Genomic DNA, 25,371 nt, shown 5'->3' on the forward strand with positions numbered 1-25,371 from the left:
AAAGATCGACTCCGGAAAGGACCGCCGCAGGTAATGCGGCAAAACCGCTAGTCTGACCCGTTGTGAAGAGCACGATCCGATCGGCGACGGCCGACACCCTTGCCCGTATCGGCTCGGCGGCGGGCGTCCTGGGCGTGCTGACCGCGCTCTCCGCGGTGCTCTACTCCGCCGTCGGCCTGACACGCCTGCGCGCCTTCCAGCTCGGCACCTACGACCTCGTCATCTTCGACCAGGCCGTCCGGTCCTACTCCCGGTTCGAGGCACCGGTGTCGATCGCCAAGGGGGTCCACAACGACCTGGGCTGGACCTTCGCCGTCCTGGGGGACCACTGGTCGCCGATCCTGGCCCTGCCGGCCCCGTTCTACTGGGTGCACGACGGGCCCGAGACCCTGCTCGTCCTGCAGGGCGTGCTGCTGGCCTCGTCGATCCCCCCGCTCTGGCTTTTCGCCCGGCGCCGTATGGGGACGACGGCCGCCCACCAGATCGCGGCGGCCTACGCGCTGTCGTGGCCGATCGCCGAGGCCGCCGCCTTCGACTTCCACGAGGTGGCCTTCGCCCCGGTGCTCACCGCGTGGATGATCGAACGCCACGACGCCGGGAGGGCGGGGCAGGCGGTCGCGGCGGGCGCGCTCCTTCTGTGCGTCAAGGAGGACATGGGCCTGATCGTCGCGGGATACGGCCTGTTCCTGCTGGCCACCCGGCGCCTGGCCGCCGGGGTGCTGCTGACCGGCGGCGGGGTCGGAGCCGTGATCCTCACCACCCGGGTGCTCATCCCGGCGTTCGGCGGACGCGCCGACTACTACTGGGCCTACGGTGCCCTCGGCCCCGACCTGCCCTCGGCCGCGGCCCGGGCGCTGAGCGACCCTCCGGGCGCGCTGGCGCTGCTGGGCACCCCGCCGGAGAAGCTGCTCACCGTGCTTCTGCTCGGTGGGATGGTCCTGTTCCTCTGCCTGCTCTCGCCGCTGACGCTGGTCGTGGTGCCGCCGCTGGCCGCCCGCATGATGGCGAGCTCCTTCCCGAACTGGTGGGGCGTCGAGTACCACTACAACGCCTTCCTCGTTGTGGTGATCTTCTGTGCCGCGGTGGACGGCATGGGCCGCCTGCGGTCCGGGCTGAGAACCCCGCTGGCCGCGGCCCTGCTGGGGGTCGCCGTCGTGCTGCTGCCCTTCTTCGCCTACGGCCGGCTGTCCACCCCCGACGGCCGTACGCGGGCCGCCGCCGACGCGGCGGCGGCCGTACCGGACGGCGTGCTGGTGGAGACCGCCAACCAGCTCGGCCCCGCGCTCACCTCCCGCACCCGGGTCCTGCTCTGGGACCGCGAACCCCGCTGGGCACCGTGGGTGGTCGCCGAGACCGGCAGGAAGACCTTCCCCTTCACGGGGCTCGGCGAGCAGCTGGCCCGGGTGGAGCTGCTGAAGCGGAGCGGCTACCTGGTCGTCTTCGACCGCGACGGCTACCTCGTCCTGCGGAGGGGCGAGACCTCCCGGTGACGGCGTGACCCGGGCCCCCGCGCCGAACGTCAGATCCCGCGCCGCATCGCCCGGACACCCAGGGCCAGGCCGACGGCCGCGACGGCGACGGCCGCGAGCACGCCGTACAGCACCGACGTGTCCGTGAACCGTCCGGCGAACAGCGCCCTCTCCGCCTCGACGACGTAGGAGACCGGGTTCAGCGCGGCGGCGACCCGGAGCCAGGCCGGGCCGAAGTCCAGCGGCAACAGCAGGCCCGACAGCAGGAGCAGCGGGAACATCACCATCTGGGTGACCCCGAAGAACAGCGTGCCGCTCGGCCGGGACGCGATCGCGAGGACGAAGGACAGCGCGCCCAGGCCGACCCCGAACACGATCAGCAACGCCAGCCCGGCCGACGCCCCGGCGGGATGGAGGCGGAAACCCAGCGGCAGCGCGAGACCGATGATCAGCATGGCCTGGGCCAGCAGGATCACGAACTCCTTCAGGGTCCGGCCGACCAGCATCGCCGTACGGCTCAGCGGAGTGACGAGCATCCGCTCCATCGAGCCGCCGATCAGCTCGACCAGCAGGGAGTATCCGGCCATCATCGGCCCGGAGAGGCACATCATGATCAGGATCCCGGGCACGAACCACTGCCACGAGGAACCGTCGCCCCCGACGCTCCCGGCGCCGGCGAGCATCGGGCCGAACAGGAACAGGAGGATGAGGGGCTGCCCCATGGTGAACAGCAGGCCGAGGGGTTCGCGCAGCACGGGGGCGAACTCGCGGGAGAAGACGGTCGCGGTGTCACGGACGAACGGGATGCTCACGTGTCATGCCTTTCTGCGCCGGGGAACGCGTACGAAACACCGGGGAGACCGAGGGGACGGCCCCTTCCGGAGAACAGACGGGGGCAGGGACGGGACAAGGCCGTCCGAGCCGGTGGAAACACGAGGGTGGCGGGGAGAGGAGCGGGGGTTACCCGCCGCCGCCCGGGGCGTCGGCCTCGCGCAGGCTGCGGCCGGTGAGCGCGAGGAACACGTCGTCCAGAGTGGGCCTCGCGGTCTCGGCGGTGGTCACCTCCACACCCGCCGCCTCCAGCGACCGCAGGTATCCCGGCAGCGCCGCGCCCGCCCGGGGCACCCGGAGCCGTACGGCCGTCCCGTCCACGGCGACATCCCCGGGCGAGGCGATCCGTTCGGCGATCGCGGCCGCCCGCGCCGCCCCCGCCTCCTCACGGGTGGTGATCATGATGCGGTCGCCGGCCAGGTCGCCCTTCAGCCGCTCGGCCGTTCCGTCGGCGATGATCCGGCCGTGATCGATGATCACTACCCGTTCGGCCATGCTGTCGGCCTCCTCCAGGTAGTGGGTGGTCAGGAGGACGGTGGTGCCCCACTCCTCGCGCAGCCGCAGGATGTGCTCCCAGATGTTGGCGCGGTTCTGCGGGTCGAGGCCGGTCGAGGGCTCGTCCAGGAACAGCAGATCGGGCCGGTGGACCAGCCCCAGGGCGATGTCGAGGCGGCGCCGCTGGCCGCCCGAGAGCGTGCCGGGTTTACGCATGGCCAGCGGCTCCAGGTCCAGCAGTCCGAGCACTTCCCCGGCCCGCCGGCGTGCCTGGGCGCGGGTGAGACCGTAGCAGCGGCCCTGGGTCACCAGTTCGTCGTGGAGGCGGAAGTTCTCCCCCGCGCCGCTCCTCTGCCCGATGTAGCCGATCCGGGCCCGCACCCCCGCCGGGTCGGAGACGACGTCGCGGCCCGCCACGGTCGCGGTCCCCGACGTCGGAGGGAGCAGAGAGGTCAGCATGCGCAGGCTGGTGGACTTCCCGGCCCCGTTAGGGCCGAGGAAGGCCACGAGCTGGCCGGCCTCCACATCGAGGTCGAGGCCGCGCACGGCCTCGATGTTCTCTCGTCTGGTCTTGAAGCGGCGGGTCAGTCCTCGGGCATGGATCATCGTCCCCTCCTCGGGGCGGGCGCGTTCGGCGGGCAGGCGGCGGGAAGCCGGGGCACGGTGAGGAAACCCCAGGTCGGGGGCTCAGCCGGAGATGGTTCATCCTTGACCACGCAGTCCGGATCTGGCAAACGTGAAACGTACGTTCATGTTCTGGCTGACCTGCGGAAACGCGCCTTCTCCAAGGAGACGTAACGAGCGCCGGCCTCCTCGCCCCAGGCCGGGCGCCCCGGCTGACCTGCGCTTTCCCTGATATGGCGAAAAAAGATGAAAAAAGGTTGGGTGCCCGGGACTCATGCCCCGCGATCCCGCCCGGGGGCACGGGGCCGTGCCGGGGCACAGGGCGCGGAGTGGGCACGGGGTGGGGCACGGGCCGCCTGAGGTGCCGTCCGCGGTCCGGCGGGGTATGCACCGGTGGTCGATCGGTCTCCGGGGGGCGCTCTTCCATGGACAACGAGGTCTCACTGATCTGCTCGAACCTCATCAGGTTCGACACCACCAATCCGGGCCGCGGGGAGCGCCCGGCGGCCGAGTACGTCGCCGGGCTGCTGGCGGAGGCCGGCATCGAGCCGGTGGTGTTCGAGTCGGCCGAGCGGCGCACCAGCGTGGTCGCGAGGATCCCGGGTGAGACGCCCGAGGCCCTGCTGATCCACGGGCACCTCGACGTGGTCCCCGCCGAGCCCGCCGACTGGCGGATCCATCCGTTCTCCGGGGAGATCACCGGCGGCTGCGTCTGGGGCCGGGGCGCCGTCGACATGAAGGGCACCCTGTCCATGACGCTCGCCCTGGTCCGTGACTGGGCCCGGCGCGGCGTACGGCCGAGGCGGGACGTCGTGCTGGCGTTCCTCGCCGACGAGGAGGCCACCGGCGAGTACGGCTCTCGGCACGCGGTACGGCGGCACCGGGAGCTGTTCGACGGCTGCACCGAGGCGATCAGCGAGTCGGGCGGCTACAGCGTCGAACTTCCCGGAGCCCGGGTCTACCCGGTCGCGGTCGGCGAGCGCGGCACCGCGTGGATGAGACTCACCGCCCGGGGCGTCGCGGGCCACGGCTCCCGGCCGCCGGTGGACAACGCGGTGGCCGAGCTCTGCCACGCCCTGTCCAGGATCGCCTCCCACCCATGGCCGGTACGGCTGACGCCCGGGGTGGCGGCGCTGATCACGAGCCTGGAGGACATCCTCGGCGAGAGGATCGACCGCGACCGCCTGGAGCTGGAGGCCAAGCGGCTCGGCCGGGCCGGCACGCTGTTCGAGGCGCAGATCCGCAACTCGGCCAACCCCACGATGCTGGAGGCCGGCTACAAGGTCAACGTGGTTCCCGGCACCGCCGTCGCCCACGTGGACGGCCGGTTCCTGCCGGGCCACCGGGAGGAGTTCCTGGAGACGATCGACCGCCTGCTCGGCCCGAAGGTCACCCGCGAGTTCGTCAACGTCGAGGACGCCCCCTCGGCGCCGCTGAACTCGCCGTTCTTCGAGCGGCTCTGCGCCGCGATCGTCGCCGAGGATCCGGTCGCGCGGCCGGTGCCGTACGTGATGTCGGGCGGCACGGACGCCAAGTCCTTCGCCGCGCTCGGCATCAGGGGGTACGGCTTCGCACCCCTGATGCTCACCCCGGACCTGGACTACTTCGGCATGTTCCACGGTGTGGACGAGCGCGTTCCGGTCGAGGGCCTGGAGTTCGGCGTCCGCGTCCTGGACCGTCTCCTCGTCTCCTGAAGGCCGCCCCGTCACCCCTGGGGGGGGGAGGAACGGCCCGCGAATCGATCAGGCGGCGGGCCGTGGCCGGTCGGGCCGAGGCGTGCCGGGTTCGAACCGGTCAGATCCACGCCCGTCGGGTCCGGGCCTGTAGGGTCCGCGACTGTCGAGTCCGGGCCGGGAGAAGATCTCACGCAGGCGCCCCGGGGGATGGCCGACCTCACGCCGCACCGTACGGGTGAGGTGGGCCTGGTCGGCGAAGCCGAGTTCCACGGCGAGCCCGGCCAGGTCGTCCTCGCCCTCCTCGATCCTGGCGAGCACCCGGCTGACCCGGACACGGTTGCGGTAGCGGCTGAGGGTCATGTCGCAGTGCGCTCGGAAGGTCCGGCTGAGGTGGGCCGGGGAGACGCCGAGAGCGCGGGCGAGCCGTATCAGGTCTCCGGCGTCGGGGTGGTCGGCGAGGACGGCCTCCCGCGCCAGCAGCGCCAGGTCCCGCCGCCCCGGCCCGGCGGGCACACGGGAGACCAGCCCAAGGGCGCGGACCAGGTGCTCGGCCCTCTCCCCCGGATCGTCCGCCGAGCGCAGCAGCAGGCGGTGGGCCAGTTCCAGCCTGCCGTCCACGGGAACGTGGGAGGCGATGGACGTCTCGCCCGCCACCTCGTGCCAGAGCCCTTCGCCCACCGCGATCACGGTGCAGACGTCCCCGCCCGCGTGGTGGGCGACGCGGTGGTCACGGCCGGGGATCAGCAGGTAGCCGAGCGTGGGGTCGACGGTCTGCCCGATCCCGTCGCTGCGCACCCGGAACACGCCGCGGCGGACCAGGACCACCTCACGGACCTCTACCCGCCGGGGGGCGGACCAGCCGGGGCCGTCTCCGGCACAGGACACCACCCGGACCGCGAACTCGGGCGTCTGCATGGCGGCACATCATATTCGTTCAAGACCGGAGGGACCGTACCTGAGATTTTGGCCGCCATGAGAACGACGACTCGGCGGAACGTCCTCCCGGTACTGCTGACCGGCCAGCTCATGGCGACCATGGACAGCAGCGTGGTCACCGTCGCCCTTCCCTCCATCCGCCGCACCTACGGCGCGGACGGCGCCACCATCCAGCTGATCGCCTCCGGTTACGTCCTGACGCTGGGTGTACTGATCGTCACCGGAGCCCGGGCCGGTGACATCCTGGGGCACCGCAGAGCCTTCCTCGGCGGTCTCGCCGGGTTCACGGTCGCGTCGGCGCTCTGCGCCGCGGCACCCTCCGCCTCCGTCCTGGTGGCGATGCGGACCGCACAGGCGGCCGCCGCCGCGTTGATGATCCCGCAGGTGTTCTCGCTGATCCAGCTCGAATTCGACGGCCGTGCCCGGGAGCGGGCCATCGGCCTGTACTCGATGGTGCTGGGGCTCGGCGTCGTGGTGGGACAGTTCGGCGGCGGGCTCATCGCCGGCGCCGACTTCCTGGGGCTGGGCTGGCGCGCGGTGTTCCTGATCAATGTCCCGATCGGGCTCGCGGCGTTCGCGGCGGGGCGGCGCGCGCCGGCCGAGGCCGCCCCCGGGCGGTCCGCCCGGCTGGATCTGACGGGCGTGCTCCTGCTGACGACGGCGATGGTCGACATGATCACACCGCTCATGTTCGGCCGGGAGTACGGCTGGCGGCCGTGGGCCTGGACCGCGCTGTCCGCCGGGGTGCTCGTTCTGGCGGGTTTCCTCCGGCACCAGCGGCGGCTGGCCGCCCGCGGCGGCGCACCCCTGCTCGACTTGCGCCCGCTGCGGCGCACAGGGGTCGGACCGGGGCTGGTGGCGTGCTCGGTACTGGCCGGCTGCTACGCCGGGCTGCTGTTCTCCCTCTCCCTCCATCTGCAGGAGACGACGGGGCTGGACCCGCTGCGTGCGGGCCTGGCCTTCGTCCCGTACGCGATCGGCTTCGCCGTGATGAGCCTCGCCTGGACCAGGTTGCCGCCGTGGCGGCACCTGCCGGCGGCCGGAACGCTGACGTTCGCCGCCGTCGTCGCGCTCCTCGCGGCCTGCGGCGGCTGGCCGGGAACCTGGTCGGCGCCGCTGCTGGTGATCGCCGGCGCGGGACACGCGGCGGGCTACAGCCCGCTGATCTCCCGGCTGTCCCGGCTGGTGGGTCCCGAGGGAACGTCGGCCCTGGCCGCGCTGAACGCGACCGGTCCCATGCTCGCCTCGGTCACCGCCGTCGCCGTCCTGGGCGGGATCTATCTGACCTGGGGCCTGCCCCGGGTGGAGACCGTGATCGCCGCGCTGCTGGTCGCGGGCGCGTGCTGCGGCTCGGCAGCGGGTGCGCGGGACCGGCCCCGCTGATCGGCCGGGGTCACGCGCGTGGACGGCGGCGCCGGCGGGAAACCGGAAAGACCGGGAAACCGGAGAGCCGGAGAACCTCGGAGGCCGGGAGGCATGGGAGCACGTCAGGCCCGGCCCCCTATCGGCGGGCCATGGCCGCCAGCGCGCCGCCGGCCACGGGTGGCCCGGCAATCGCGACCGGCTCCAGGACGAGCTCGAACCAGACCTCGTTGGTGCCCGCCTGCCGGACGAAACCCCAGCGGTGTGACAGCGCCTCCAGCAGCGGCAGACCTCGGCCCCCCGTGGCGTCCGTCGGGGCCCGGCAGACGCAGGGGGCCCCGGGTGAGCCCTCGTCCAGGACGCGGACCCGCACGGTCTCCACGGTGCGGACGACGGCGACGGTGAACGCCCCGTCCTGCCCCGACCTGGAGTGGAGCACCGCGTTCGTGGCGATCTCACTGGTCAGTAACACGCAGTCGTCGTGGAGGGGGTGATCCCTGCCCAGGGCCATCGAGACCATCCGCCGAGCTCTCGCCACCTGGTCGGGAGAGCCCGCCAGATGGAGAATCCATTCGCCTCCGTCGTACTCCGACGAGTCCATGTGGCCCCTCCGATGCTTTTCGCGCCTTTGGAAGGACGCGGGACTCGGGAAGGGAGATGTCTCGAAAAAGTATGAATGGGGTCACTTACCAGATAGATAGGTCAGCCTTGGCAAGGCGCCCTTTCTCTGCCTACCCGCACCGGTGGCCCCGTACGGACCACCCGTCACAGCCGGTGCCAGCGCGCCTCGAAGAAACAGTAGACGGCGAAGAGCAACAGGCCGACCGCGACCACCCCGAGAAGCCACGGCCCTGCCGGGGTGTCGGCCAGCGCGCGCAGCGTCGAGTCGATCCCCTTGGCCTTGTCGGGGTCGTAGGTGATCGCGGCCTGGACGAGGAAGACCCCGGCGACTGCGGCGATCACACCGCGGGCGACGTATCCGGCCATGCCCAGCCTCTCGGCGAGCCGCCGCGCCCTGGGCGGCATCTCACCGGTGAGCAGATCCTCCAGGAACCTCTTCCGGTAACCCTTGTGAACCCAGTAGACCCCCAGGGCGATCAGTCCCAGCCCGGCCAGGCCCACGAGCACCGGGCCGCCGGGCAGGTCCATCAGCCCGGCGGTGAGGTCGTGCGAGCTCTCGTCGGTCGAACTGCCCGCGTCGCCGCGGAGCAACAGGCCCAGCAGCGTCGCCACGATCAGCCCGTAGACGGCCGTGCGCGCCCCCGCCTCCACCCGATCCTTGACCCGCCCCCGACCCATGACCGCCTCCGACAGCTGCCAGAGGGTGAGCGCGGTGAAGCCCACGGCCATCAGCCAGAGCAGCACCGTGCCGAACGGCTGTTCGGCCACCGTCTGGACCGCGCCGGTCTTGTCGGCCTCCCTGCCCCCGCTCCCGCCGCCGAAGGCGATCTGCAGGGCCAGGAATCCGATCAGCCCGTAGAGGACGCCGCGACCGGCGAGCCCGATCCGGGCCAGCCTGTCCAGTGTCTGACTGTTCGCCGCTCTGCGCGCGGCGCCTTCCACCTGAGCGCTGTTCATAACAACGCGCTCTAACCGCTCAAAAAGCAGGTAAACCTTAGGACATAGGTATCGGCGTTCGCCGGACGACTCAGCCTTCCGGCATCGCGTCCAACCGTCGCAGGATGACGCCCTCGCGGAGCGCCCACGGGCACACCTCCAGCTCACCCACTCCGAACAGATCCATCGTGGCGTCCGCGACGATCGCCCCGGCCGGCAGCTGAGGCGCCCGTCCCTCCGACACTCCGGGCAGCCCGGCCCGCTCCTGCGAGTCCATCCTGGCCAGCCGGTCAACCCACTCGACCAGGTCGGCGTGCTTGAGCGTCCGCCGTACGGTCTGTCCCTCGTAGGAGGAGCCGGACCCGGCGATCCTGGCAAGCTGCCTGAAGGTCTTGGAGGTGGCCACCGCGTGATCCGCCTGGCCGTACCGCGCCACATCGCCCACCGTACGGGCGATCTCCGCCCGTACGTGCCTGCGCAGTGCCCGCACCTCGTCGACCGGCGGCGGGTCGGCGGTGAAGCAGTCTCGGGTGAGCCGGCCGGCCCCCAGCGGCAGCGAGAGCGCCACGTCCGGCTGTTCGTCGATCCCCGAGGCGATCTCCAGGGACCCGCCCCCGATGTCCAGCACCAGCAGCCGCCCGGAGGACCAGCCGAACCAGCGCCGCACCGCCAGGAAGGTCAGCCTCGCCTCGTCCTGACCGGAGAGCAGCTGGATGTCCACCCGCGTGTCGGTCTTGAGCCGCGCGAGGACCTCCTCTCCGTTGACCGCCTCCCTGACCGCCGAGGTCGCGAACGCCATCAGGTCCTCGACCCCCTTGTCCTCGGCGAGCCGCAGGGCCTCCTCAACGAACTCGCGCAGCCGCGCGGCCCCCTGGTCGGAGAGCCGGTTGCCCTCCTCCATGTGCTCTGCCAGCCTCAACTCCACCTTATGGGAGTAGGCGGGCAGCGGCCGAGCGCCCCGGTGCGCGTCCATCACCAGTAAATGCACCGTATTGGAACCAATGTCGAGAACACCCAGTCGCATGGGTTGAAATTACTACTGTTCACGATCCCTCCCGCCCCCCGTCCGGCCGCCGGGGGCGGAGGCCGGGGCTGGGGGGCCGGGCGCCGTACGGCTCAGCCGACGTGGACCTGCGGCCGGCGGTCGACGCGGGGCTCGGCCCGCCGGAGGATCTCGCGGGTCAGCGGGGGCACGTCACCCCCGCCCAGGACCAGGTAGCCGAGCAGGGCGACCACCGGGTTGCCCTCGGCCCAGTGGAAGAAGATCTGCGGCATGCGGCCGGTGTGGTCTCGCAGATACAGCAGGAGTGCGGCGATCGCGTTGGCGACCGCGGGGCCCCGGAGGACGAGAACGTGACAGCCGTCGCGCTCCTCGCCCCGGACCGTCAGCGTGCCGCCGAACTCCGAGGCGTCGCTCACCATCACCTCCAGAAAGAGCACCGGGACGTCGCCGGGCAGATGGTGCAGCTCGCGGGCCCGCCGATCCTTCTCCCGGTAGTCCGGGGGGTCTCGCAGGTCCGGGTTGCTGGCGATCAGCAGTAACTGCCCCGAGGCGGCCTCCTCCTCGACGAACGTCCGCGCCCCGGGTTCGAGGATCACCTCGTCCACCCGGAGCTCGAACGACCGGGTGGCCCGCGAGGCGAAGGAGGTGATGATGATCGCCGTGATGAAGAACGAGGCGATCTTGATTCCCTCGGGGCGTTCGAAGACGTTGGCGACCGTGGTGTAGGCGAAGAGCAGGGTGATCACGCCGAACGCGGCCGTCGACCTGCGATCGCCCCGGCGGTGCGCGGACAGGGTGACGGCGAGCGCGGCGGAGAGGATCACGACGAGAACGCCCGTGGCGTACGCGCCGCCCTGCGCGTCGACGTCCGCCCTGAAGACGATCGTGATGACGAACGCGACCGCGGTGAAGACGAGCACCAGGGGCCGTGTCGCCCCAGCCCACCGGGGGGCCATGCCGTACCGGGGCAGGTAGCGCGGTACGACCGTCAGCAGCCCGGCCATGGCCGACGCCCCGGCGAACCACAGGATCACGATCGTGCTGAGATCGTAGACGGTACCGAAGGCGGGGCCGAGGTATTCGTGGGCGAGGTAGGCCAGGGCACGGCCGTTGGCCCTGCCGCCCGGCTCGAACTCCCGGGCCGGGATGAGCATGGCGGTGGTGAGGCTGCTGAGGATGAGCAGAAAACTCATGATCGCCGCGGCGGTGGTGAGCAGCCGCCTGGTGTCGCGGATCCGGCCGGCCGGATGCGCGGGGTCGTCGTCCGGTGAGCCCCGCACCAGGGGCATCACGGCCACGCCGGTCTCGAAGCCCGACAGTCCCAGCGCCAGCTTGGGAAAGATGAGCAGGGCCACGACCATCATGGCCGGCGCGCTGGAGTAGTGGGCGGTCAGCGCGGCCCTCCAGTCGACCACGTACTCCGGCCGGGCGAGCAGATGCCCTACGGACACCGCCACGACGATCAGGTTGAGCGTCAGGTACGCGCCGACCAGACCCACCGCGATGCCGATGGCCTCGCCGAACCCGCGCAGGAAGACGGCGCTGAGCAGCCCGATGAACAGCAGGGTGACGCCGATCCGGTGGCCGCGCAGTATCTCGGGGGCGAGGGGGTTCTCGATGAGGTGGGCGGTGACGTCCGCGGACGACAGCGTGATGGTGATGATGAAGTCGGTCGCCATGAACCCGAGCAGGACCAGGACCAGGAGTTTGCCCCGCCATCGGGGCAGGTACTGCTGCAGCAGGGCGATGGAGCCCTGGCCGTTCGGGCTCTCCTCGGCGACCCTGCGGTAGACCGGCAGCGCGCCCAGCAGCGTCACCGCGACCAGGACCAGTGTGGCGATCGGGGACAGGGCTCCCGCGGCCAGGAAGGCGATCCCGGGCTGGTAACCCAGTGTCGAGAAGTAGTCGACACCGGTGAGGCACATGACGCGCCACCACGGATGGCTCCCGTCGGAGGTCGCGTGCGGGGCCGTCTTGGGAGCGGAGCCCTCCAGCAGCCACCCGGCCAGCCCTCCCGGTCCGCGAGCGCCTTCCGGCTCCGCCTCGCCCCGGCCCCCGCTCGGACTCGGGCCTGCCGCCATTCTCGCCACCCCCGTGACCTCTCTCCGATCTCCGGAGACCCTCCGCCCCTTTTCGTCCCGAAGGCCTGCGGTGTCACAGGGATATCCCCAGGTGAGAGCCGGTCTACTCCGCCGGCCGCTCCCCCTCGGCCCGGCCCGCCGGCACCGTGGCCCCCGGGCCCGGGCCGGCTATCGGCGAATCCATTGGCGCACGTTCGGGCAAAGCGCGTTGTTACCGTATTTCGCTACTGCCTACCAGTTGTCCCGAAATAGTCGTACACCTTAGGAGGCGGCCAGAGTACGGTCAATCGCCATCCGGAGGAAGTTGCGCGCCAGTCGCGCCCTCCGAATTCGCCACAGCGGCGATATGGGATGCGGATCCCCGTAACGGCGCTCCCGGATGTCGTCCACGACTCTTGGGGGTGCACCCATTTCTACGAGTACGTCCAGCGCCTGCCGCTTCGTGATCAACCGTCCGTCTCGAAGAGTGACCGTTGCTCGGGCGAGAGTAAGCAGTCCAAGGTCAACCCAGATGTCACGGAGCCAGCGCCTTCGATGCCGGGCTGCGGGGCGCCAGTACTCCCCCAGGTCCTGTCGGATGAAGTCCACCAGTTCCCGGTCGGTGAGGGGCGGCATCGTGTCCGCGGGCGCCGTCCCGTACAGCACCGATCCCCCGTCCAGCAGTTCACGGCGGGTCACCGGGGTGACCGGCCGATGCATGAGCTCCTGATGCGCCCAGGTCAGGTGCTTAATCCCACTGTCGGATATCTCATGAATCACAATGTAGCTGCAGTGTAGTTTACCGGCCAGCGCGGTGTCGTGAATCAGATGCCGATGTACGTGCTGAAGCCGCTGCTGCTCCGCGTCCGTGATGTGCCTGCTGACGACCGCGATCAGGTCGAGGTCACTGCGAGTGGGTTGATAGTCGCCTGCCGCCAGCGATCCGTGGGCCCACACGGAAATCAGGGGGATGACAGGCTTGATGTCAGCGACAAATCGCCCTAAGAGCTCAACAGTGGAACTATCTCGCATGTGAGTCATATACCATCAAAGGCCGGACTTTATTCTTTACTCAGCCGACAGACCACCGTACTCGGCGGAGCAGCCCTTTACCCCGGGCTGTACAACGCGATCGACCGCACCGCGTTCAACCGCCTCATCCGGAAACCAGGGCTCTCCGGGGAGCGGAAACCTGTCCCGCCCTGCGGGATTCTTTGGGCACACCAAGACTCACACCCGACCTGCGGGAACACCTATGCCACTAATGCAAATACCACATAAGGTGGAATAATCACCCTTTTCAGAACATCGAGATGTGGACGTGGTCGTAGTGGTTGGCGGTGACCCCGCCCCGGTTGGACATGCCGCGCCAGCCGGAGCCCGTGTTGATGCGCTGGCGCCAGATCACGTACTTGACGCCGAGCCGGTCCTTGTTCTTGATGGCCCAGGCGGCGATCTCGTCGCCGAGCCCGACGTTCTCCGCCGAGGGCATCGAGCCGCCGGCGCTCATCATGAAATCGCAGGCACGGCCCAGGGGGTGCTCGCCGCCTCCCGCGATACCACCGTCGGCCCGGTAGCAGCCGATCCCGAAGCGCACGCCGAAGCGTTGCGCGATCAGTTGCCGGACCAGCCGCATCCGGGGGGTGATGTTGTCGGGTCCCGACGGCAGCTGGGGAACCCAGGTCCCGTCGGCCCTTCTGAGGCCCGGGGTGGGATAGAGCAGGTCGATCCGGTCCTTGATCATGACGATCAGCTTCTCGGTCCGCTTCTTCTGCGCGTCCAGCGTCTCAAGTGACGTGCGGATCTCGGCGGCACGCTGCGCCGCCGCCGTCCGCGCCCGCCGGTGCGCGTCGCGGATGCCGGTGAACCCCCGGAGTTCGGCGTCCTGCTCGTTCACGATCTGCTGGCTGAGCGCCATGCGGTTCAGCATGGTGGCCGGGTCGACCCCGCCCATCAGCACGGTCACCGCCCCCAGGCCGCCGGTGCGATACCGCTCGACGGCCATCGTACGGATCTCCTCGGACGCCTGCTCGAAGTCCTTCTGCGCTCGACGCAGGTCGCCCCGGGCCGCCTTCTCCGCCTTCTCGGCCTTCTGCAGCGCGACCCGGCCCGCGTAGTACTCGGCGATCATGGTCTTGGACCGCTTCTGCAGCTGGGCCAGCTCCTTGCGCAGCTTCCGCGCGGTGGGCTTCGGCTCCGTGTACCCCGCCGACGCCAGGCCGGCGCACATCAGCACGACGGTGATCGACGCGGTCAGGACCCGAAGCACGCCCCGCCGATCATCGCGGGACAGAGCCGCCACGTCTCTCCTTTTCGCCGATCTCTTCGCCGGGGAGGCGAGTTCTCCCCCGGGTGGCACGGGACGCCGTCCCTCCCGTCACCGGACGGACGGCCCCCTCGTCCGATGGACGATAGTAGGAGATGGTGCACCGAACATGGCGATCATGCCAAATCGGACGGCGACCGCCCGCGGAGGCACTCAACCCGGCGGACCGGTGCGGCGGCCGCCTCCGCCTCTCCTAGGACCGGTCGTTACTCGGGCGGCTGTCCACCCTGTCCGGCGGGCGCCGGAGGAGAACGAGACCGCGCGGCCCACCGGTTCACCGCGGGTGATCCTCCGAGATCGACGCCGGGTGGGCGCCCGCCCCCACCGGCCGTCGGGGTGTCTCCCCCGGTCGCCCCCTCACCCGGATATGGTTACTACTCCAGATCGTAGGAGGGTCACGCCGACCGGCCCGGCCACCGGTTCCGCGCAGACGATGATCCCGCACCACAGGCAGGCCGTGGAGATGGCCGGGCTCGCCGGGAGGCGGGCCTCCGACCCGGAGGTGAAGAAGATCGCCCAAGAGATCGGGGCCGCTCAGGCCCCCGAGGTCGCCACCATGACCGGCTGGCTGTCGGCCTGGGGCAAACCCGTCAGCCCTGGAGGGTCTCACGCCGGGCATGACATGCCCGGAATGGTGACCGAGACGGACATGGCCGGACTATGGAAGGCGAGGGGCGGGAAGTTCGACCGGATGTTCCTGAGGCTGTTGACTTCCTCCCCTCCCTGAAGGGAGGAGATTCCCACGGTCGCCCGTGAGGGTTCCTGTTTCACCGCCGGTCGCCCGCCCGAAAGGATCTTCCGTTGGGGTCTTACACCAGCTCCGCAGGCGTTTTACCTCTCCGCCAGCCCAGCGGCGAGGAAACAACCGGCCACGCGTCCGGTGACGTGGTTATCGCCACCGCCGGACAGGCTACCGGACCGCGCGGCCCCGTGCCGCGTTTCCTCCCGGCTCTGAAGGGCCGGGTTTCCACGCTCAAGGAGTTTCGATGATCGCCCATCACCGGGGGGCGATCGAGATGGCCGGAACCGAGCTGGCGGAGGGCGTGAACCCCGAGGCCAGGCGGCTCGCCCAGACCATCGAGGACACCCAGCGGGCCGAGATCCGGCGGATGCGCGGGCTTCTCGGCCGGCTCTGAGTTACCCGGCGGCGGATCAGGCACGGTCTCCGGGGGGATACACCTTGAGCGCGGCCTCAAGCGCGGCGGACTCCTCCGGGCTCAGCCGTTCCAGGAAGTGCACCAGCGTGGCCGCCCGGTTGCCCCCCGAGGCGAGGGTGGCGCGCATGAGTTCGGCGGTGTGGGCCTCCTTGCTGGTCACCGTCTCGTAAACGTAGGCGCGGCCGACCGTTCTCCTGCGGAGCAGGCCCTTGGTGTGCAGCTTGTCCATCACCGTCATGACGGTGGTGTAGGCGATCTCCCGCTCGCGGCGGAGGTCTTCGAGCACGTCCCTGACCGACGCGGGCCGGTGGTACGACCACAGGCGCTCCATGATCGCGGCTTCCAGGTCTCCCAGACCACGCATCGCGTGCGACTCCCATCTATCTGAGGACCATTTGATGCTACCGGGCATCGTAGACAGCCGACCAAGTGCCTTTACCGGCCGCCGGGGTGCTCATGCCGTACGCCCCGGCCTGCCCGGCTCCGGTGGACTCCGCCCTCGCGCCGGCTGGGCGGACCGGGTTCCGGCGGCGGCCGGCCGTACACCGATCGCAGGTAGTAGAGCCCTCACCGTGTCGGACACCTCCGTTGCCATATACCCCCCATAGGTATAATGTGTCGATGTCCGACGAGGAGAAAGAGGAGGAAATGTCCTAATCGATGCGACCTGCGGACCACACCGGTCACGGAGAAGATCCCACGCACGATCACCAGGGACACGATCACAGCGGGCGTCCCGCCAAGGCGACGTGGCGGATGGCCGCGTCGGCGACCCTGCACTGCCTGACGGGCTGCGCGATCGGCGAGGTGCTCGGCATGGTGGTGGGTACCGCCCTGGGCTGGCCGAACGCGCCCACCCTCGTCCTGGCCGTCGTCCTGGCCTTCTTCTTCGGCTACGCCCTCACCCTGACGGGGCTGCGCAGGGCCGGGGTCGGCTGGCGCGAGGCCGTACGGCTGGCACTCGCCGCCGACACGGTCTCGATCATCGTCATGGAGATCGCCGACAACGGCGTGATGCTCGTGGTGCCCGGCGCGATGGACGCCGGACTCTCCACCGGCCTGTTCTGGGCGGCTCTCGCCCTCTCACTGCTGGTGGCCTTCCTCGTCACCACCCCCGTCAACAAGTGGATCATCGGGCGGGGCGGAGGACACGCGGTGGTCCACGCCTACCACCACTGAGAGCCGCCGGGAACCGGGAACTCGCCCGTTCGCGAGGGAGTGGCTCCCCTTGCCGGGTGAGCGTCGCCCTTCCGCCCGTCCTCAGGTCCGCCCGTCCTCAGGTGAGCGCGAGAACGCTGCCGGCCGCGACGTAGACGGCGACGCCCAGGAGCAGGATCGAGAACGACCGGGTCAGGATCGCGGCGGGCAGCCGGTCGGCGATCCTCCGTCCCGCGACGGTGCCCGCCACCGCGGCGAGGGTGAAGGGGACGATCACCCCCCAGTCGAAGTGCGCCTGCCCGGCACGCGCGGCCAGCGACGCGGCCGAGTTGATCGCTATGACGAACAGGGACGTGCCGACCGCGGCCGACATGGGCAGACCCAGGACGAGAACAAGGGCCGGCACGATGACGAACCCGCCGCCGACGCCGAACAGGCCGGTGAGAAATCCGACCGCCAGGCCGGCGAGGACGACCTTGACCACCATGGTGACCGTACGGCCACGCGCGCCCCGCGGGGAGCCTCTGAGCCCGCCGGTACGGGTAAGGGTGAGCTGCCCACCACCCACCGCCGCCGGCGGCGGAGCCGTTCCGTACCCGGCCTCCGCCACCCCGTTACCGTCCGCGCCGTCACCGTTACCGTCCGCGCCGTCACCGCGCCCCGCGCCCCGGGCGCGTAGCAGCATGCCCGCCGCGGCGACGGTCGTCAACGCGGCGAAGCCGAGAAGCAGCAGGTGGGGGTCGATGAGGCGGTTGACGGCCGTTCCGGCGAAGGCCGCGGCGACACCGACCACGCCGAAGGCACCCCCGGTGAGCCAGCGGACCTGCCCGTTGCGGGAGTGGCCCACCGCGCCGAAGACGGCGGTGAGACCGACGATGACCAGGCTGCTGGTGGTGGCGTCCTGGGGAGACTGACCGAGCAGGTAGACCAGGACCGGGACGGCGAGAATGGCGCCACCGCCTCCGAGGGCGCCCAGCACGGCACCGATGAGCAGGCCGAGGGCCGGCACGGCGACGACGGTCATATGACGGTTCCGGGCTGCCCGTCTTCGGTGGTGACCGGCAGACCGGCGGCGGCCCACGCCCTCATCCCCCCGGCGAGGTTACGGGCGGGCACCCCTACGGCGCGCAGGATGGAGGTGGCCTTCGCCGACCGGATACCGGACCGGCACACGACGATGACGACCTGGTGGGTTGGGAGTAGGTCCGGATCCAGGGCACCCAGGGCGCCGAGGGGCACGTGGTGGGCGTCGGGGCTCCGTCCGGCCTGCCATTCGCCGGGTTCACGGACGTCGAGCAGGATCACGCCACCGTCGGCGACGAGCCTGGCGGCTTCGGCGACCTCGACGGTGTCGGCGGCATGTGGCGATCTGGGTGTCATCGGTGCTCCGTTGCGATACGGGACCGCGGGGTCCTGCGGTGTCTCGGCGCACCGGCGACGTCGAGCCGGTAGCCGTCACGCGCGGAGAACTGGGCGGTGACGGCGAACCGGTCGCCGCGGACGAGGGTGCGGCGCCACTCCATGGGGCGGCTTCCCTGATAGGCGAGGCGGTCGATGGCGAACGCGGCCACACCGGGTTCGACCCCGAGCAGGCGGCGTTCGGCGGCGGTGGGCACCACGGCGCGAATGTGCTCCCGGCCGCCGGTCAGCCGGACACCGCAGCGACCGGCGAGTTCGTCGTACAGGGCGGTGTGGGTGAAGTCGGCCTCCAGTAGCGGAGCCGCGACCTGGGAGGGGATCCAGACCCGATCCAGGGCCAGGGGCTCCTCCGCGGCCAGGCGCAGCCGCTCCAGGTACAGCAGGGGCGTGGACTCCTCAAGCCCGAGGCGGACCGCGACCAGCCCGTCGGCTCGCACGTCGAGGATGCGCACGACACTGCGCTGGTGCTGTCCGGCGGCCTCCACCGAGGCGAACAGGCTGTAAAGGGCGCCGAGCGGCTGCTCGATCTGGGCGGGCGCGGCCAGACGGGGGGCACGTCCGCGTTCGGCGATCACCACCCCGTCGGCGCGGAGCCGGCGCAGTGCCTCGCGCACGGTGTGGCGGCTGACGCCGTACTCGGCCACCAGCGCCAGCTCACCGGGGAAGGCGTCGCCGAACTCGCCGTTGTCGAGGCGGCGATTCAGATCGGCACGGAGCTGCGCCCACAGCGGCAGCGCGCTGGTGCGGTCCACCACCCGAGGCCCCGGGGCAGCCTGCTGACTCGTTGTCCTCACCCACTCTTCTTGCCGAAGCATCCACTACCTAATAATGTACGGACATTCGGACTTTTCTGCAATCGAGGGGGTAGGACCGTGGTGGAGGTCGAGGTCATCGAGACCAGCGAGCTGGGCGATCGCAGCTACATCGCCCACGACGGCGCCGTCGCGGTGGTCGTGGACCCACAACGGGACCTCGACCGCGTGCGGCGGCTTCTCGACGACCGCGGCCTGCGGTGTGCGATGGTGCTGGAGACGCACATCCACAACGACTACGTCACCGGCGGCCTGGAGCTGGCCCGGTCCACGGGGGCCACGTACGCGGTGGCGGCCGCCGACGCGGTGGGGTTCGACCGGCGGCCGGTGGCCGACGGCGACGTGCTGACCGTGGGCGGCCTGCGGATCCGGGTGCTGGCCACCCCCGGGCACACCGACACCCATCTGGCGTACGTCGTCGACACCGGCCCCGGCGACGAGGGGCCGGCGGCCCTGTTCAGCGGGGGATCACTGCTCTACGGCAGCGTGGGCCGTACCGATCTGGTCGATCCGGCCCGCACGGAGGAGCTGGCCCGTGCCCAGTTCCACTCCGCGCGGCGTCTGGCCGGCCTGTGCGCCGACGACACGCGGGTGTTCCCCACCCACGGCTTCGGCAGTTTCTGCTCCTCCGGGTCGGCCACCGGTGGTGAGAGCGCGACCATCGGCCAGGAACGCGGACGCAACGACGCGCTGACCGAGCACGACGAGGACGCCTTCGTGGCCCGTCTGGTCGCCGGGCTGACCGCCTATCCGCGCTACTACGCCCACATGGGCGCCCGTAACCGGCAGGGGCCGGGGCCCGTGGATCTGTCCGCGCCGTCGCCCGTGTCGCCGGAGGAGCTGCACAAGCGGATCACCGCCGGAGAGTGGGTGGTGGATCTGCGCGACCGGACCGCCTACGCCGCCGAGCACGTGGCGGGCACCATCGGGATCGCGCTGGGCCTGCACTTCTCCACCTACCTCGGCTGGTTGATCCCGTGGGAGACCCCGCTGACGTTGATCGGGGACACCGCGCAGCAGGTCGCCGACGCCCAGAGGCAACTGGTGCGCATCGGCATCGACCGGCCCGACGGCGCCGCGGTGGGCACACCGGGCGAACTGGCCGACGCGCGGGAACTGCGCGGTTACCGCACCGCCACCTTCGCCGACCTGGCGGCCGTACACGCCGGGCAGGGCACGCGCCCGGTGGTGCTGGACGTGCGCCGTGACGACGAACGCGCCGTCGGCATGGTGCCCGGATCGGCGCACATCCCGCTGCACTCCCTGCTGGAGCGCCTGGCGGAGGTACCCGCGGGGCAGGTGTGGGTGCACTGCGCCAGTGGGTTCCGGGCCTCGATCGCGGCGAGCCTGCTCGACCGCGCCGGGCGGGACGTCGTACTCATCGACGACGAGTACGCTACGGCGATCAGCACCGGCACGGCGCCCAGCTGAGCGCCGGACGCCCTCCACCGGGCCCCGACACCCCCGCGCCATCCGATACGCCCAGAGCAGGGAGGCTCTCCATGACGACATCCGCGATGCACCATCGGGTCCTCATCATCGGCGGAGGCAGCGCCGGCGTCAGCGTCGCGGCCCGGCTGCGACGTGCCCGCGTCGATGACATCGGGCTTGTGGAACCGTCCGACACCCACTACTACCAGCCGCTGTGGACCCTGGTCGGCGGCGGGTGCGCCCCGGCGAAGGAGAGCGCCCGCCCGCAGGCGTCGGTCATGCCCAGAGGCGTCGCGTGGATCAAGGACGCCGCGCTGGACATCGACCCGGGCAACCGGACGGTGACCACCGCCGCCGGTGTCCGCGTCACCTATGACCAGCTCGTGGTCTGCCCCGGCATACAGCTGGACTGGGAGAAGATCCCCGGGATGGCCGAGGCGCTGCGCACCCCGGCGGTGTCGAGCAACTACACCTACGATCTGGCGCCCAAGACCTGGCAGCTCATCCGTGATCTCCGGTCCGGCACCGCGGTGTTCAGCATGCCGGCCGGGCCGATCAAGTGCGCCGGCGCCCCGCAGAAGATCGCCTATCTGGCCGCGGACCACTGGCGGCGGCAGGGCGTGCTCGGCGACATCCGCATCGTGCTCGTGCTTCCCACCCCGGGCATGTTCGGGGTGAGGGAGTTCGCCGAGGAGCTGGAACGGGTCGCGGCCCGGTACGGCATCGAGGTCCGCACCAGCAGCGAGGTCACCGAGATCGACGGCGAGGGCCGCCGGGTCGTCGTGACCGACCACGCCGGCGGCACCCGCGAGGACATCGGCTACGACCTGCTGCACGTCGTGCCGCCGCAGTCGGCCCCCGACTGGATCAAAGCCACCGCGCTGGCCGACCCGGGCAGCCCGGCGGGCTACGTCGAGGTCGACAAGCACACCATGCGGCACGTACGCCACTCCAACGTGTTCGCCCTGGGCGACGCCGGATCCACCCCCAACTCCAAGACCGGCGCGGCGATCCGCAAGCAGGCCCCCGTGGTGGCGAGGAACGTGGTCGCCGCGATGAGGAACCAGCCACTACCGGCCTCCTACGGCGGCTACGCCTCGTGTCCGCTGACCACCGCCCGCGGCAGGACACTGCTCGCGGAGTTCGACTACACCATGCGCCCCACGCCCAGTTTCCCGCTCATCGACACCACCCGCGAGCGCAAGGACATGTGGTACCTCAAGCGCTACGGACTCGCCGCCCTGTACTGGAACCTCATGCTCAGGGGCCGGGCCTGAGCGCCGTCGCCCCGGGCGGGTAGGCGGCCCCGACGGCGAACCGCCGTTTCCGGGCAGGCCACGTGGAGATCACCGGAGATCGACCGGCCCCGGCCACGACCGGCGCGGCCGGCGGATTCCGGCGCGGACCGGCGGAGCCGACGGATTCCGGCGGGGATCGGCGATCAGAAAGGCACACCGGCGCCGTGGGCGGACAGGACGGCCGAGGCGATCCTGCCTCCGGTGTCGCGCAGCCGGTCGGTGAGCGACCTCCGCCGGCGAGCCGGCGGGGTCACCGGCGCGTCCGCCTCGACCTGGGCATGGGCCTCGGGCGTGGGAACGATCGCGGAGGTGGTGTTGGTCATCGGAATCCTCGACTCGGCGGGAAGACTGGTCGACGTGCGACGCGTCCGGCCGATCCGGCGGAGCCGGTCAGCGCGAGACGGCGCCGCGGCGACACAGCCGGTCGTCGACCGACAGCGGCGTCACCGCGAACAGGCACATCATCAAGCTGTGCCCCGCTCCCGCGCCGAAGGAATCCATCCCCCCAGGAGACCATCACCACGCCCCGAACGCAACCCGCCCCCATGCCCCGAGGTCTTCACGACCCGGTCATACGCACGTCCGGCGTGCCCGCGCGGCCGGGGTCTCCACCTGAACGGGGCCTCCCGGGAAACTCCTTGATCTCCAGATCCTCATGATCCGGCCCCCGGGGTGTCCGCGCCTCGGGGGCCGGAGGGCTCGGAGGGGATGCCGGACAGTGGGCGTGCCACGGCCCGGTCAGCCCTCGACGCCGGCCAGCCAGGCGCTCAGGACCTGCGGTGAGACCTCGTCCTCGATGCCGAGTTTTCTGCGGATCCGCGAGATGTGCGTCTTGAGGGTGTGCTCGGAGATGACGAGGTGGCGGGCACACCGGTCCCGGAAGGTCGAGCCCTCGGGCATCTCGGTGACGACCCGCAGGAAGTACGCGAAGAAGACGTCGATCTCACGCCAGGTGAGCCCGTAGCCGTTGAGCAGCGCCTCGACCGACCGGATCGGCGTCCCCGCGGCCAGCGCCTTCTCGATGCGTTCGCGGATCTCCGGGTTCGAACAGGTCAGCAGCGGGCTGCCTTCTCCGGCCCCGGTCTCCGCGCCGGCCCGCGGAGCCGGCGACCACATGCCGCGCGCCAACGGGTCGGCCGTCCCGGCGCCCTGCCAGTAGAGCCGCGACATCCCGGAGTGGATGAGCCACCCGGTCACCCGCGACCGTAGGCGCTCGGCCTCCTCGGACGCGCCGGAACGCTCCAGGGCCACGGCCCGGTAGGCGGTCACGGAGCGGGCGTGGTGGGCGAACCCGGCGTCGTCGAAGATGTCCTCGGCCCGGCGCAGCGCCCGCTGCGCGGTCTCGGGTTCGCGGCTGAGCAGGAGCAGCCCCCGGACCAGCTCGGCCCCGCCGCGATCGACGACCAGATCACTCGCCTCAAGCCGCTCCGGTGCCGTCTCGTCGAGCGCCTGCGCCCCGTGGTCGGACTGCAGCACCGTGACGATGTGATCGACCGTCGCGATCCGGCCGGCCTTGCCGTAGGCCTCGATCGCGCCCTTGAGGTCACCCTGCGAACGCAGCAGGTTGCCGCGCCACTGATGGGCCCACTGGCGCTGGATCGAGTTGCGGTTGACCCCGGCCCGGAGCACCGCGTCGAAGGCGGTCCACGCGCCGTAGTCGTTGCCGGTCAGGTGCAGGGCCATCCCCTGGATGATCCCTGCCCACCCGTTGCCCTCGCCGAGCGTCGCGATCTCGCCCTCGTCGAGCAGCCGGACGGCGCTCTGGGGATGACCGCGCAGCAGCCTGGCCAGGGCGAGATTGCGCTTGGCCCGGGCGTGCAGGCTGCGGCGCAGGTCGGCGCCCTCGATGTGATGGACCGCGGCGAGGGCCTGCTCCCCGGCGGCGATCGCGGCGTCGGCGGGCCCGGCCTCGCAGCGCATCCAGCACAGGTGGGCGGCGAGACTCGTGCGCGCGGCCGCGGAGTAGCCGTCGTCCTGGATGGCCTTCTCGGTCGCCCGGATCGACTCGGCGTAGGAGAAGTCGGCGTAGCCGACCTGGTGGAGCTCACTGGTCGTCCAGGCGACCCCGTCGACGTCGCCGACCGATTCGAAGCGGAAACGGGCCTGGCTCAGGGCCACCAACGCCCCGTCGAAGTCGAGGCGCAGCCGGCGCAGGCGTCCCTCAAGGGCGGAGAGCCACGGGTACTCGTACACCTGGCTGCCGGACAGGGCGAGCGTCCAGCTCTCCTGATCGGCCGTCTCGACCTGGTCGATGGCGCCGAACCCGATCGAGCTGAGCAGCCGGGCCGCCTCGTCCGGACGGCCGGCCTTGACGAAGTGCCCGACGGCCTGGCTGGGTTCACCACAGGAGACGAGGGCCTCGGCCGCCCGGCCCTGGACGCGGACCACCTCCTCGGCGGGGTTCTCGCTGTGCAGCCGGTGAAGGAGGAACTCCCGGAACAGCGGATGAAAGCGCACCCGGTGCCCGCGCCGCGGGACGGGCCGGGTGAAGAAGTCGTCCCGAGCCATCTGCGAGATCGTGTTCCACTCGCTGAGCGGTCCGTCGATCGCGCGGCAGCTCTCCGCGGAGAGCGTCTCAAGCACCGCGAGGCGGCTGAGCCGGTCGATGTCCACCAGGCCGTAGTGCGCGAGGGCGTCGGTGAAGTACTCGATGAAGTCCCAGTGGCCGCCTGACAGGTGGGTCACCAGCTCGTTGGGCGCCAGGCCGGGGGTGCTCGCGGCGAGCACCAGGCCGGCCGGCCAGCCCTGGGAGCGTCGCATCGCCTCGCTCACGACCTCGTTGCGCACGTCGTATCCCTGCTCCCGCAGGAACAGCCGGACCTCGGCGGGGGTGAAGGCGAGGTCGGCGGAGGTGATCACGTCGATGGCCCGGTTGGCCTTGAGCCGGCCGATGGGGACGTTGGGGTGGCGGCTCGTGGCGAGGACGACGGTCACCCCCGACTGACGCTCAAGCCAGTTGAGCAGGCCCACGGCGGTTCCCGCGTCGCCCACCCGGTCGAAGTCGTCGATGACGATCGCGGCGGGTCTGTCCGGGACCCGCTCCTCACGGTGCCTGGCCAGGAGCCGGTCGAGCCGGGTCGGCAGCGGGCGGGAGTCGGCGGCGGCGGACAGGCGCAACACCGCCGTGCTCGTGGCCCCCGCCGCCGCGTACTGGGTCAGCAGGGTCGTCTTCCCGTAACCGGGACCGGCATGGATGATCGTCAGCGGTCGAGCCTCCGGCGACAGCAGGCGACCGACAAGTCGACTGCGCTCGATCACCCCTGACACCGGCGTCATGTGAACCCTCGAATCCTGCATGTCTGGCTTTTTCACCCCTGCCCTCTGGACGATACCCAAGCCCGGCCGGACGGTCCGGAGGCACGAGGCGCGAGGCGCGCCCCCGGACCGCCGGGGTGCGGGATCCGGTCGCGAGGCGTCGGCCTCTAGGGCAACACCCCCGCCGGGGACTTCAGGTGCCAGTCGGTGATGTGCTGGTAGGCGTTGGCGGTCTCCAGGACGGCCTGGTCCCGGTGGGGGCGTCCGATGAGCTGGAGGCCGATCGGCAGTCCCGCCTGGGTGAAGCCGCACGGCAGCGAGATCGCCGGCGCCCCGAGCAGGTTCGGCAGCCGGGTGAACCGGTTGTGCGCCGCGAGCTTGCGGTGCGGCCCGTGGGCCTCCGGTGCGGGCTGGTCGAACGGGTGGGGGACGGTGGGCGAGGTGAGGGTGGCGATGACGTCCACTCCGGCCAGCGCCCGGTGGAACCGCTCGGCGAAGACCG

General features: G+C 71.1%; 24 protein-coding genes. 8 read left to right on the forward strand and 16 right to left on the reverse strand.

The genetic code is table 11. The features are described from left to right. The first annotated feature begins 62 nt into the window (after positions 1-62). A complete protein-coding gene (locus ACWEF2_RS19530; RefSeq protein ID WP_453817008.1) occupies positions 63-1,490 on the forward strand; it encodes a DUF2079 domain-containing protein in 1,428 nt (475 codons plus the stop codon). Positions 1,491-1,519: 29 nt separating this feature from the next. On the opposite strand, the gene ACWEF2_RS19535 is transcribed toward ACWEF2_RS19530, so the two are convergent. Continuing rightward, a complete protein-coding gene (locus ACWEF2_RS19535; protein ID WP_453817010.1) occupies positions 1,520-2,281 on the reverse strand; it encodes an ABC transporter permease in 762 nt (253 codons plus the stop codon). Positions 2,282-2,429: 148 nt separating this feature from the next. Continuing rightward, positions 2,430-3,401: an ATP-binding cassette domain-containing protein gene (locus tag ACWEF2_RS19540; RefSeq protein WP_453817012.1), complete on the reverse strand. Its 972-nt coding sequence runs from the start codon at positions 3,399-3,401 to the stop codon at positions 2,430-2,432. A 443-nt stretch (positions 3,402-3,844) separates the two neighbouring features. On the opposite strand from ACWEF2_RS19540, the gene ACWEF2_RS19545 reads away from it, so the two are divergent. Next, positions 3,845-5,113: a M20/M25/M40 family metallo-hydrolase gene (locus tag ACWEF2_RS19545; protein WP_453817013.1), complete on the forward strand. Its 1,269-nt coding sequence runs from the start codon at positions 3,845-3,847 to the stop codon at positions 5,111-5,113. Between the two features lie 48 nt (positions 5,114-5,161). Here the strand turns inward: ACWEF2_RS19545 and ACWEF2_RS19550 are convergent, their stop codons facing one another. Further along, positions 5,162-6,010, reverse strand: coding sequence for a helix-turn-helix domain-containing protein (locus tag ACWEF2_RS19550; RefSeq protein ID WP_453817015.1), 849 nt, complete (start codon positions 6,008-6,010; stop codon positions 5,162-5,164). Between the two features lie 57 nt (positions 6,011-6,067). On the opposite strand from ACWEF2_RS19550, the gene ACWEF2_RS19555 reads away from it, so the two are divergent. Next, positions 6,068-7,414 (forward strand): MFS transporter, encoded by a 1,347-nt coding sequence (locus ACWEF2_RS19555; RefSeq protein WP_453817017.1) that lies wholly within the window; start codon positions 6,068-6,070, stop codon positions 7,412-7,414. 118 nt (positions 7,415-7,532) lie between these two features. Here the strand turns inward: ACWEF2_RS19555 and ACWEF2_RS19560 are convergent, their stop codons facing one another. From ACWEF2_RS19560 to ACWEF2_RS19585, 6 genes are all read right to left on the reverse strand, one after another. Continuing rightward, complete coding sequence (locus ACWEF2_RS19560; RefSeq protein WP_453817019.1) at positions 7,533-7,994, reverse strand: ATP-binding protein; 462 nt, start codon at positions 7,992-7,994, stop codon at positions 7,533-7,535. Between the two features lie 164 nt (positions 7,995-8,158). Next, positions 8,159-8,971 (reverse strand): DUF1206 domain-containing protein, encoded by an 813-nt coding sequence (locus ACWEF2_RS19565; RefSeq protein ID WP_453817021.1) that lies wholly within the window; start codon positions 8,969-8,971, stop codon positions 8,159-8,161. Between the two features lie 70 nt (positions 8,972-9,041). Further along, positions 9,042-9,974: a Ppx/GppA phosphatase family protein gene (locus ACWEF2_RS19570; RefSeq protein ID WP_453817023.1), complete on the reverse strand. Its 933-nt coding sequence runs from the start codon at positions 9,972-9,974 to the stop codon at positions 9,042-9,044. A gap of 92 nt (positions 9,975-10,066) precedes the next feature. Next, positions 10,067-12,034, reverse strand: a complete 1,968-nt coding sequence (locus ACWEF2_RS19575) for an amino acid transporter (RefSeq protein WP_453817025.1) — start codon at positions 12,032-12,034, stop codon at positions 10,067-10,069. A 261-nt stretch (positions 12,035-12,295) separates the two neighbouring features. Continuing rightward, positions 12,296-13,054, reverse strand: coding sequence for a nucleotidyltransferase domain-containing protein (locus tag ACWEF2_RS19580; RefSeq protein WP_453817027.1), 759 nt, complete (start codon positions 13,052-13,054; stop codon positions 12,296-12,298). A gap of 259 nt (positions 13,055-13,313) precedes the next feature. Continuing rightward, on the reverse strand, positions 13,314-14,315 hold the full coding sequence (locus ACWEF2_RS19585) for a coiled-coil domain-containing protein (RefSeq protein WP_453817029.1): 1,002 nt from the start codon (positions 14,313-14,315) through the stop codon (positions 13,314-13,316). 457 nt (positions 14,316-14,772) lie between these two features. Here ACWEF2_RS19585 and ACWEF2_RS19590 point away from each other — a divergent pair, with 457 nt between their 5' ends. Together ACWEF2_RS19590 and ACWEF2_RS19595 are read left to right on the forward strand one after the other, a co-directional pair. Then, positions 14,773-15,066 carry a DUF305 domain-containing protein gene (locus tag ACWEF2_RS19590; RefSeq protein ID WP_453817031.1) on the forward strand — a complete coding sequence of 98 codons (294 nt, stop codon included), beginning with the start codon at positions 14,773-14,775 and terminating at the stop codon, positions 15,064-15,066. Positions 15,067-15,325: 259 nt separating this feature from the next. Continuing rightward, positions 15,326-15,475, forward strand: a complete 150-nt coding sequence (locus ACWEF2_RS19595; RefSeq protein ID WP_453817033.1) for a DUF305 domain-containing protein — start codon at positions 15,326-15,328, stop codon at positions 15,473-15,475. A gap of 16 nt (positions 15,476-15,491) precedes the next feature. Here the strand turns inward: ACWEF2_RS19595 and ACWEF2_RS19600 are convergent, their stop codons facing one another. Then, on the reverse strand, positions 15,492-15,860 hold the full coding sequence (locus ACWEF2_RS19600) for a BlaI/MecI/CopY family transcriptional regulator (RefSeq protein ID WP_453817035.1): 369 nt from the start codon (positions 15,858-15,860) through the stop codon (positions 15,492-15,494). A 296-nt stretch (positions 15,861-16,156) separates the two neighbouring features. Here ACWEF2_RS19600 and ACWEF2_RS19605 point away from each other — a divergent pair, with 296 nt between their 5' ends. Further along, entirely contained in the window at positions 16,157-16,675 is a 519-nt protein-coding gene (locus ACWEF2_RS19605; RefSeq protein WP_453817037.1) for a DUF4396 domain-containing protein, read from the forward strand. 97 nt (positions 16,676-16,772) lie between these two features. Here the strand turns inward: ACWEF2_RS19605 and ACWEF2_RS19610 are convergent, their stop codons facing one another. Genes ACWEF2_RS19610 through ACWEF2_RS19620 form a run of 3 tightly spaced genes read right to left on the reverse strand, consistent with a single transcriptional unit; the run spans position 16,773 to position 18,867 of the window. Further along, the gene (locus ACWEF2_RS19610) at positions 16,773-17,678 is read right to left on the reverse strand and encodes a sulfite exporter TauE/SafE family protein (protein ID WP_453817039.1); all 906 of its coding nucleotides are present in this window, start codon (positions 17,676-17,678) and stop codon (positions 16,773-16,775) included. Continuing rightward, on the reverse strand, positions 17,675-18,034 hold the full coding sequence (locus ACWEF2_RS19615; protein ID WP_453817041.1) for a rhodanese-like domain-containing protein: 360 nt from the start codon (positions 18,032-18,034) through the stop codon (positions 17,675-17,677). The genes ACWEF2_RS19610 and ACWEF2_RS19615 overlap by 4 nt, the downstream gene beginning before the upstream one ends. Beyond that, positions 18,031-18,867, reverse strand: a complete 837-nt coding sequence (locus ACWEF2_RS19620) for a GntR family transcriptional regulator (protein ID WP_453817043.1) — start codon at positions 18,865-18,867, stop codon at positions 18,031-18,033. Before ACWEF2_RS19620 ends, ACWEF2_RS19615 begins: the two co-directional genes overlap by 4 nt. A gap of 78 nt (positions 18,868-18,945) precedes the next feature. Here ACWEF2_RS19620 and ACWEF2_RS19625 point away from each other — a divergent pair, with 78 nt between their 5' ends. Beyond that, positions 18,946-20,316, forward strand: a complete 1,371-nt coding sequence (locus tag ACWEF2_RS19625; RefSeq protein ID WP_453817044.1) for an MBL fold metallo-hydrolase — start codon at positions 18,946-18,948, stop codon at positions 20,314-20,316. A 71-nt stretch (positions 20,317-20,387) separates the two neighbouring features. Next, positions 20,388-21,593 (forward strand): NAD(P)/FAD-dependent oxidoreductase, encoded by a 1,206-nt coding sequence (locus tag ACWEF2_RS19630; RefSeq protein WP_453817046.1) that lies wholly within the window; start codon positions 20,388-20,390, stop codon positions 21,591-21,593. 164 nt (positions 21,594-21,757) lie between these two features. Here ACWEF2_RS19630 and ACWEF2_RS19635 read toward each other — a convergent pair whose 3' ends face one another. The 3 genes from ACWEF2_RS19635 to ACWEF2_RS19645 form a co-directional block, all read right to left on the reverse strand. After that, a complete protein-coding gene (locus ACWEF2_RS19635) occupies positions 21,758-21,937 on the reverse strand; it encodes a hypothetical protein (protein WP_453817048.1) in 180 nt (59 codons plus the stop codon). A gap of 415 nt (positions 21,938-22,352) precedes the next feature. Continuing rightward, positions 22,353-24,872, reverse strand: a complete 2,520-nt coding sequence (locus tag ACWEF2_RS19640; RefSeq protein WP_453817050.1) for an AAA family ATPase — start codon at positions 24,870-24,872, stop codon at positions 22,353-22,355. 164 nt (positions 24,873-25,036) lie between these two features. Further along, a partial coding sequence (locus ACWEF2_RS19645; protein ID WP_453817052.1) for an amidase family protein occupies positions 25,037-25,371 on the reverse strand: 335 nt, incomplete at its 5' end.

This window comes from Streptosporangium sp. NPDC004631 (genome assembly GCF_053601935.1).

What these genes read in the sequence shown, in the direction of transcription:
- ACWEF2_RS19575 (WP_453817025.1), bottom strand. Translation starts at nt 12,034, where the DNA reads ATGGCGGCAGGCCCGAGTCCGAGCGGGGGCCGGGGCGAGGCGGAGCCG.
- ACWEF2_RS19555 (WP_453817017.1), top strand. Translation starts at nt 6,068, where the DNA reads ATGAGAACGACGACTCGGCGGAACGTCCTCCCGGTACTGCTGACCGGC.
- ACWEF2_RS19630 (WP_453817046.1), top strand. Translation starts at nt 20,388, where the DNA reads ATGACGACATCCGCGATGCACCATCGGGTCCTCATCATCGGCGGAGGC.
- ACWEF2_RS19580 (WP_453817027.1), bottom strand. Translation starts at nt 13,054, where the DNA reads ATGACTCACATGCGAGATAGTTCCACTGTTGAGCTCTTAGGGCGATTT.
- ACWEF2_RS19545 (WP_453817013.1), top strand. Translation starts at nt 3,845, where the DNA reads ATGGACAACGAGGTCTCACTGATCTGCTCGAACCTCATCAGGTTCGAC.
- ACWEF2_RS19560 (WP_453817019.1), bottom strand. Translation starts at nt 7,994, where the DNA reads ATGGACTCGTCGGAGTACGACGGAGGCGAATGGATTCTCCATCTGGCG.
- ACWEF2_RS19550 (WP_453817015.1), bottom strand. Translation starts at nt 6,010, where the DNA reads ATGCAGACGCCCGAGTTCGCGGTCCGGGTGGTGTCCTGTGCCGGAGAC.
- ACWEF2_RS19635 (WP_453817048.1), bottom strand. Translation starts at nt 21,937, where the DNA reads ATGACCAACACCACCTCCGCGATCGTTCCCACGCCCGAGGCCCATGCC.
- ACWEF2_RS19605 (WP_453817037.1), top strand. Translation starts at nt 16,157, where the DNA reads ATGCGACCTGCGGACCACACCGGTCACGGAGAAGATCCCACGCACGAT.
- ACWEF2_RS19540 (WP_453817012.1), bottom strand. Translation starts at nt 3,401, where the DNA reads ATGATCCATGCCCGAGGACTGACCCGCCGCTTCAAGACCAGACGAGAG.
- ACWEF2_RS19615 (WP_453817041.1), bottom strand. Translation starts at nt 18,034, where the DNA reads ATGACACCCAGATCGCCACATGCCGCCGACACCGTCGAGGTCGCCGAA.
- ACWEF2_RS19570 (WP_453817023.1), bottom strand. Translation starts at nt 9,974, where the DNA reads ATGCGACTGGGTGTTCTCGACATTGGTTCCAATACGGTGCATTTACTG.
- ACWEF2_RS19600 (WP_453817035.1), bottom strand. Translation starts at nt 15,860, where the DNA reads ATGCGTGGTCTGGGAGACCTGGAAGCCGCGATCATGGAGCGCCTGTGG.
- ACWEF2_RS19610 (WP_453817039.1), bottom strand. Translation starts at nt 17,678, where the DNA reads ATGACCGTCGTCGCCGTGCCGGCCCTCGGCCTGCTCATCGGTGCCGTG.
- ACWEF2_RS19595 (WP_453817033.1), top strand. Translation starts at nt 15,326, where the DNA reads ATGATCGCCCATCACCGGGGGGCGATCGAGATGGCCGGAACCGAGCTG.
- ACWEF2_RS19565 (WP_453817021.1), bottom strand. Translation starts at nt 8,971, where the DNA reads ATGAACAGCGCTCAGGTGGAAGGCGCCGCGCGCAGAGCGGCGAACAGT.
- ACWEF2_RS19590 (WP_453817031.1), top strand. Translation starts at nt 14,773, where the DNA reads ATGATCCCGCACCACAGGCAGGCCGTGGAGATGGCCGGGCTCGCCGGG.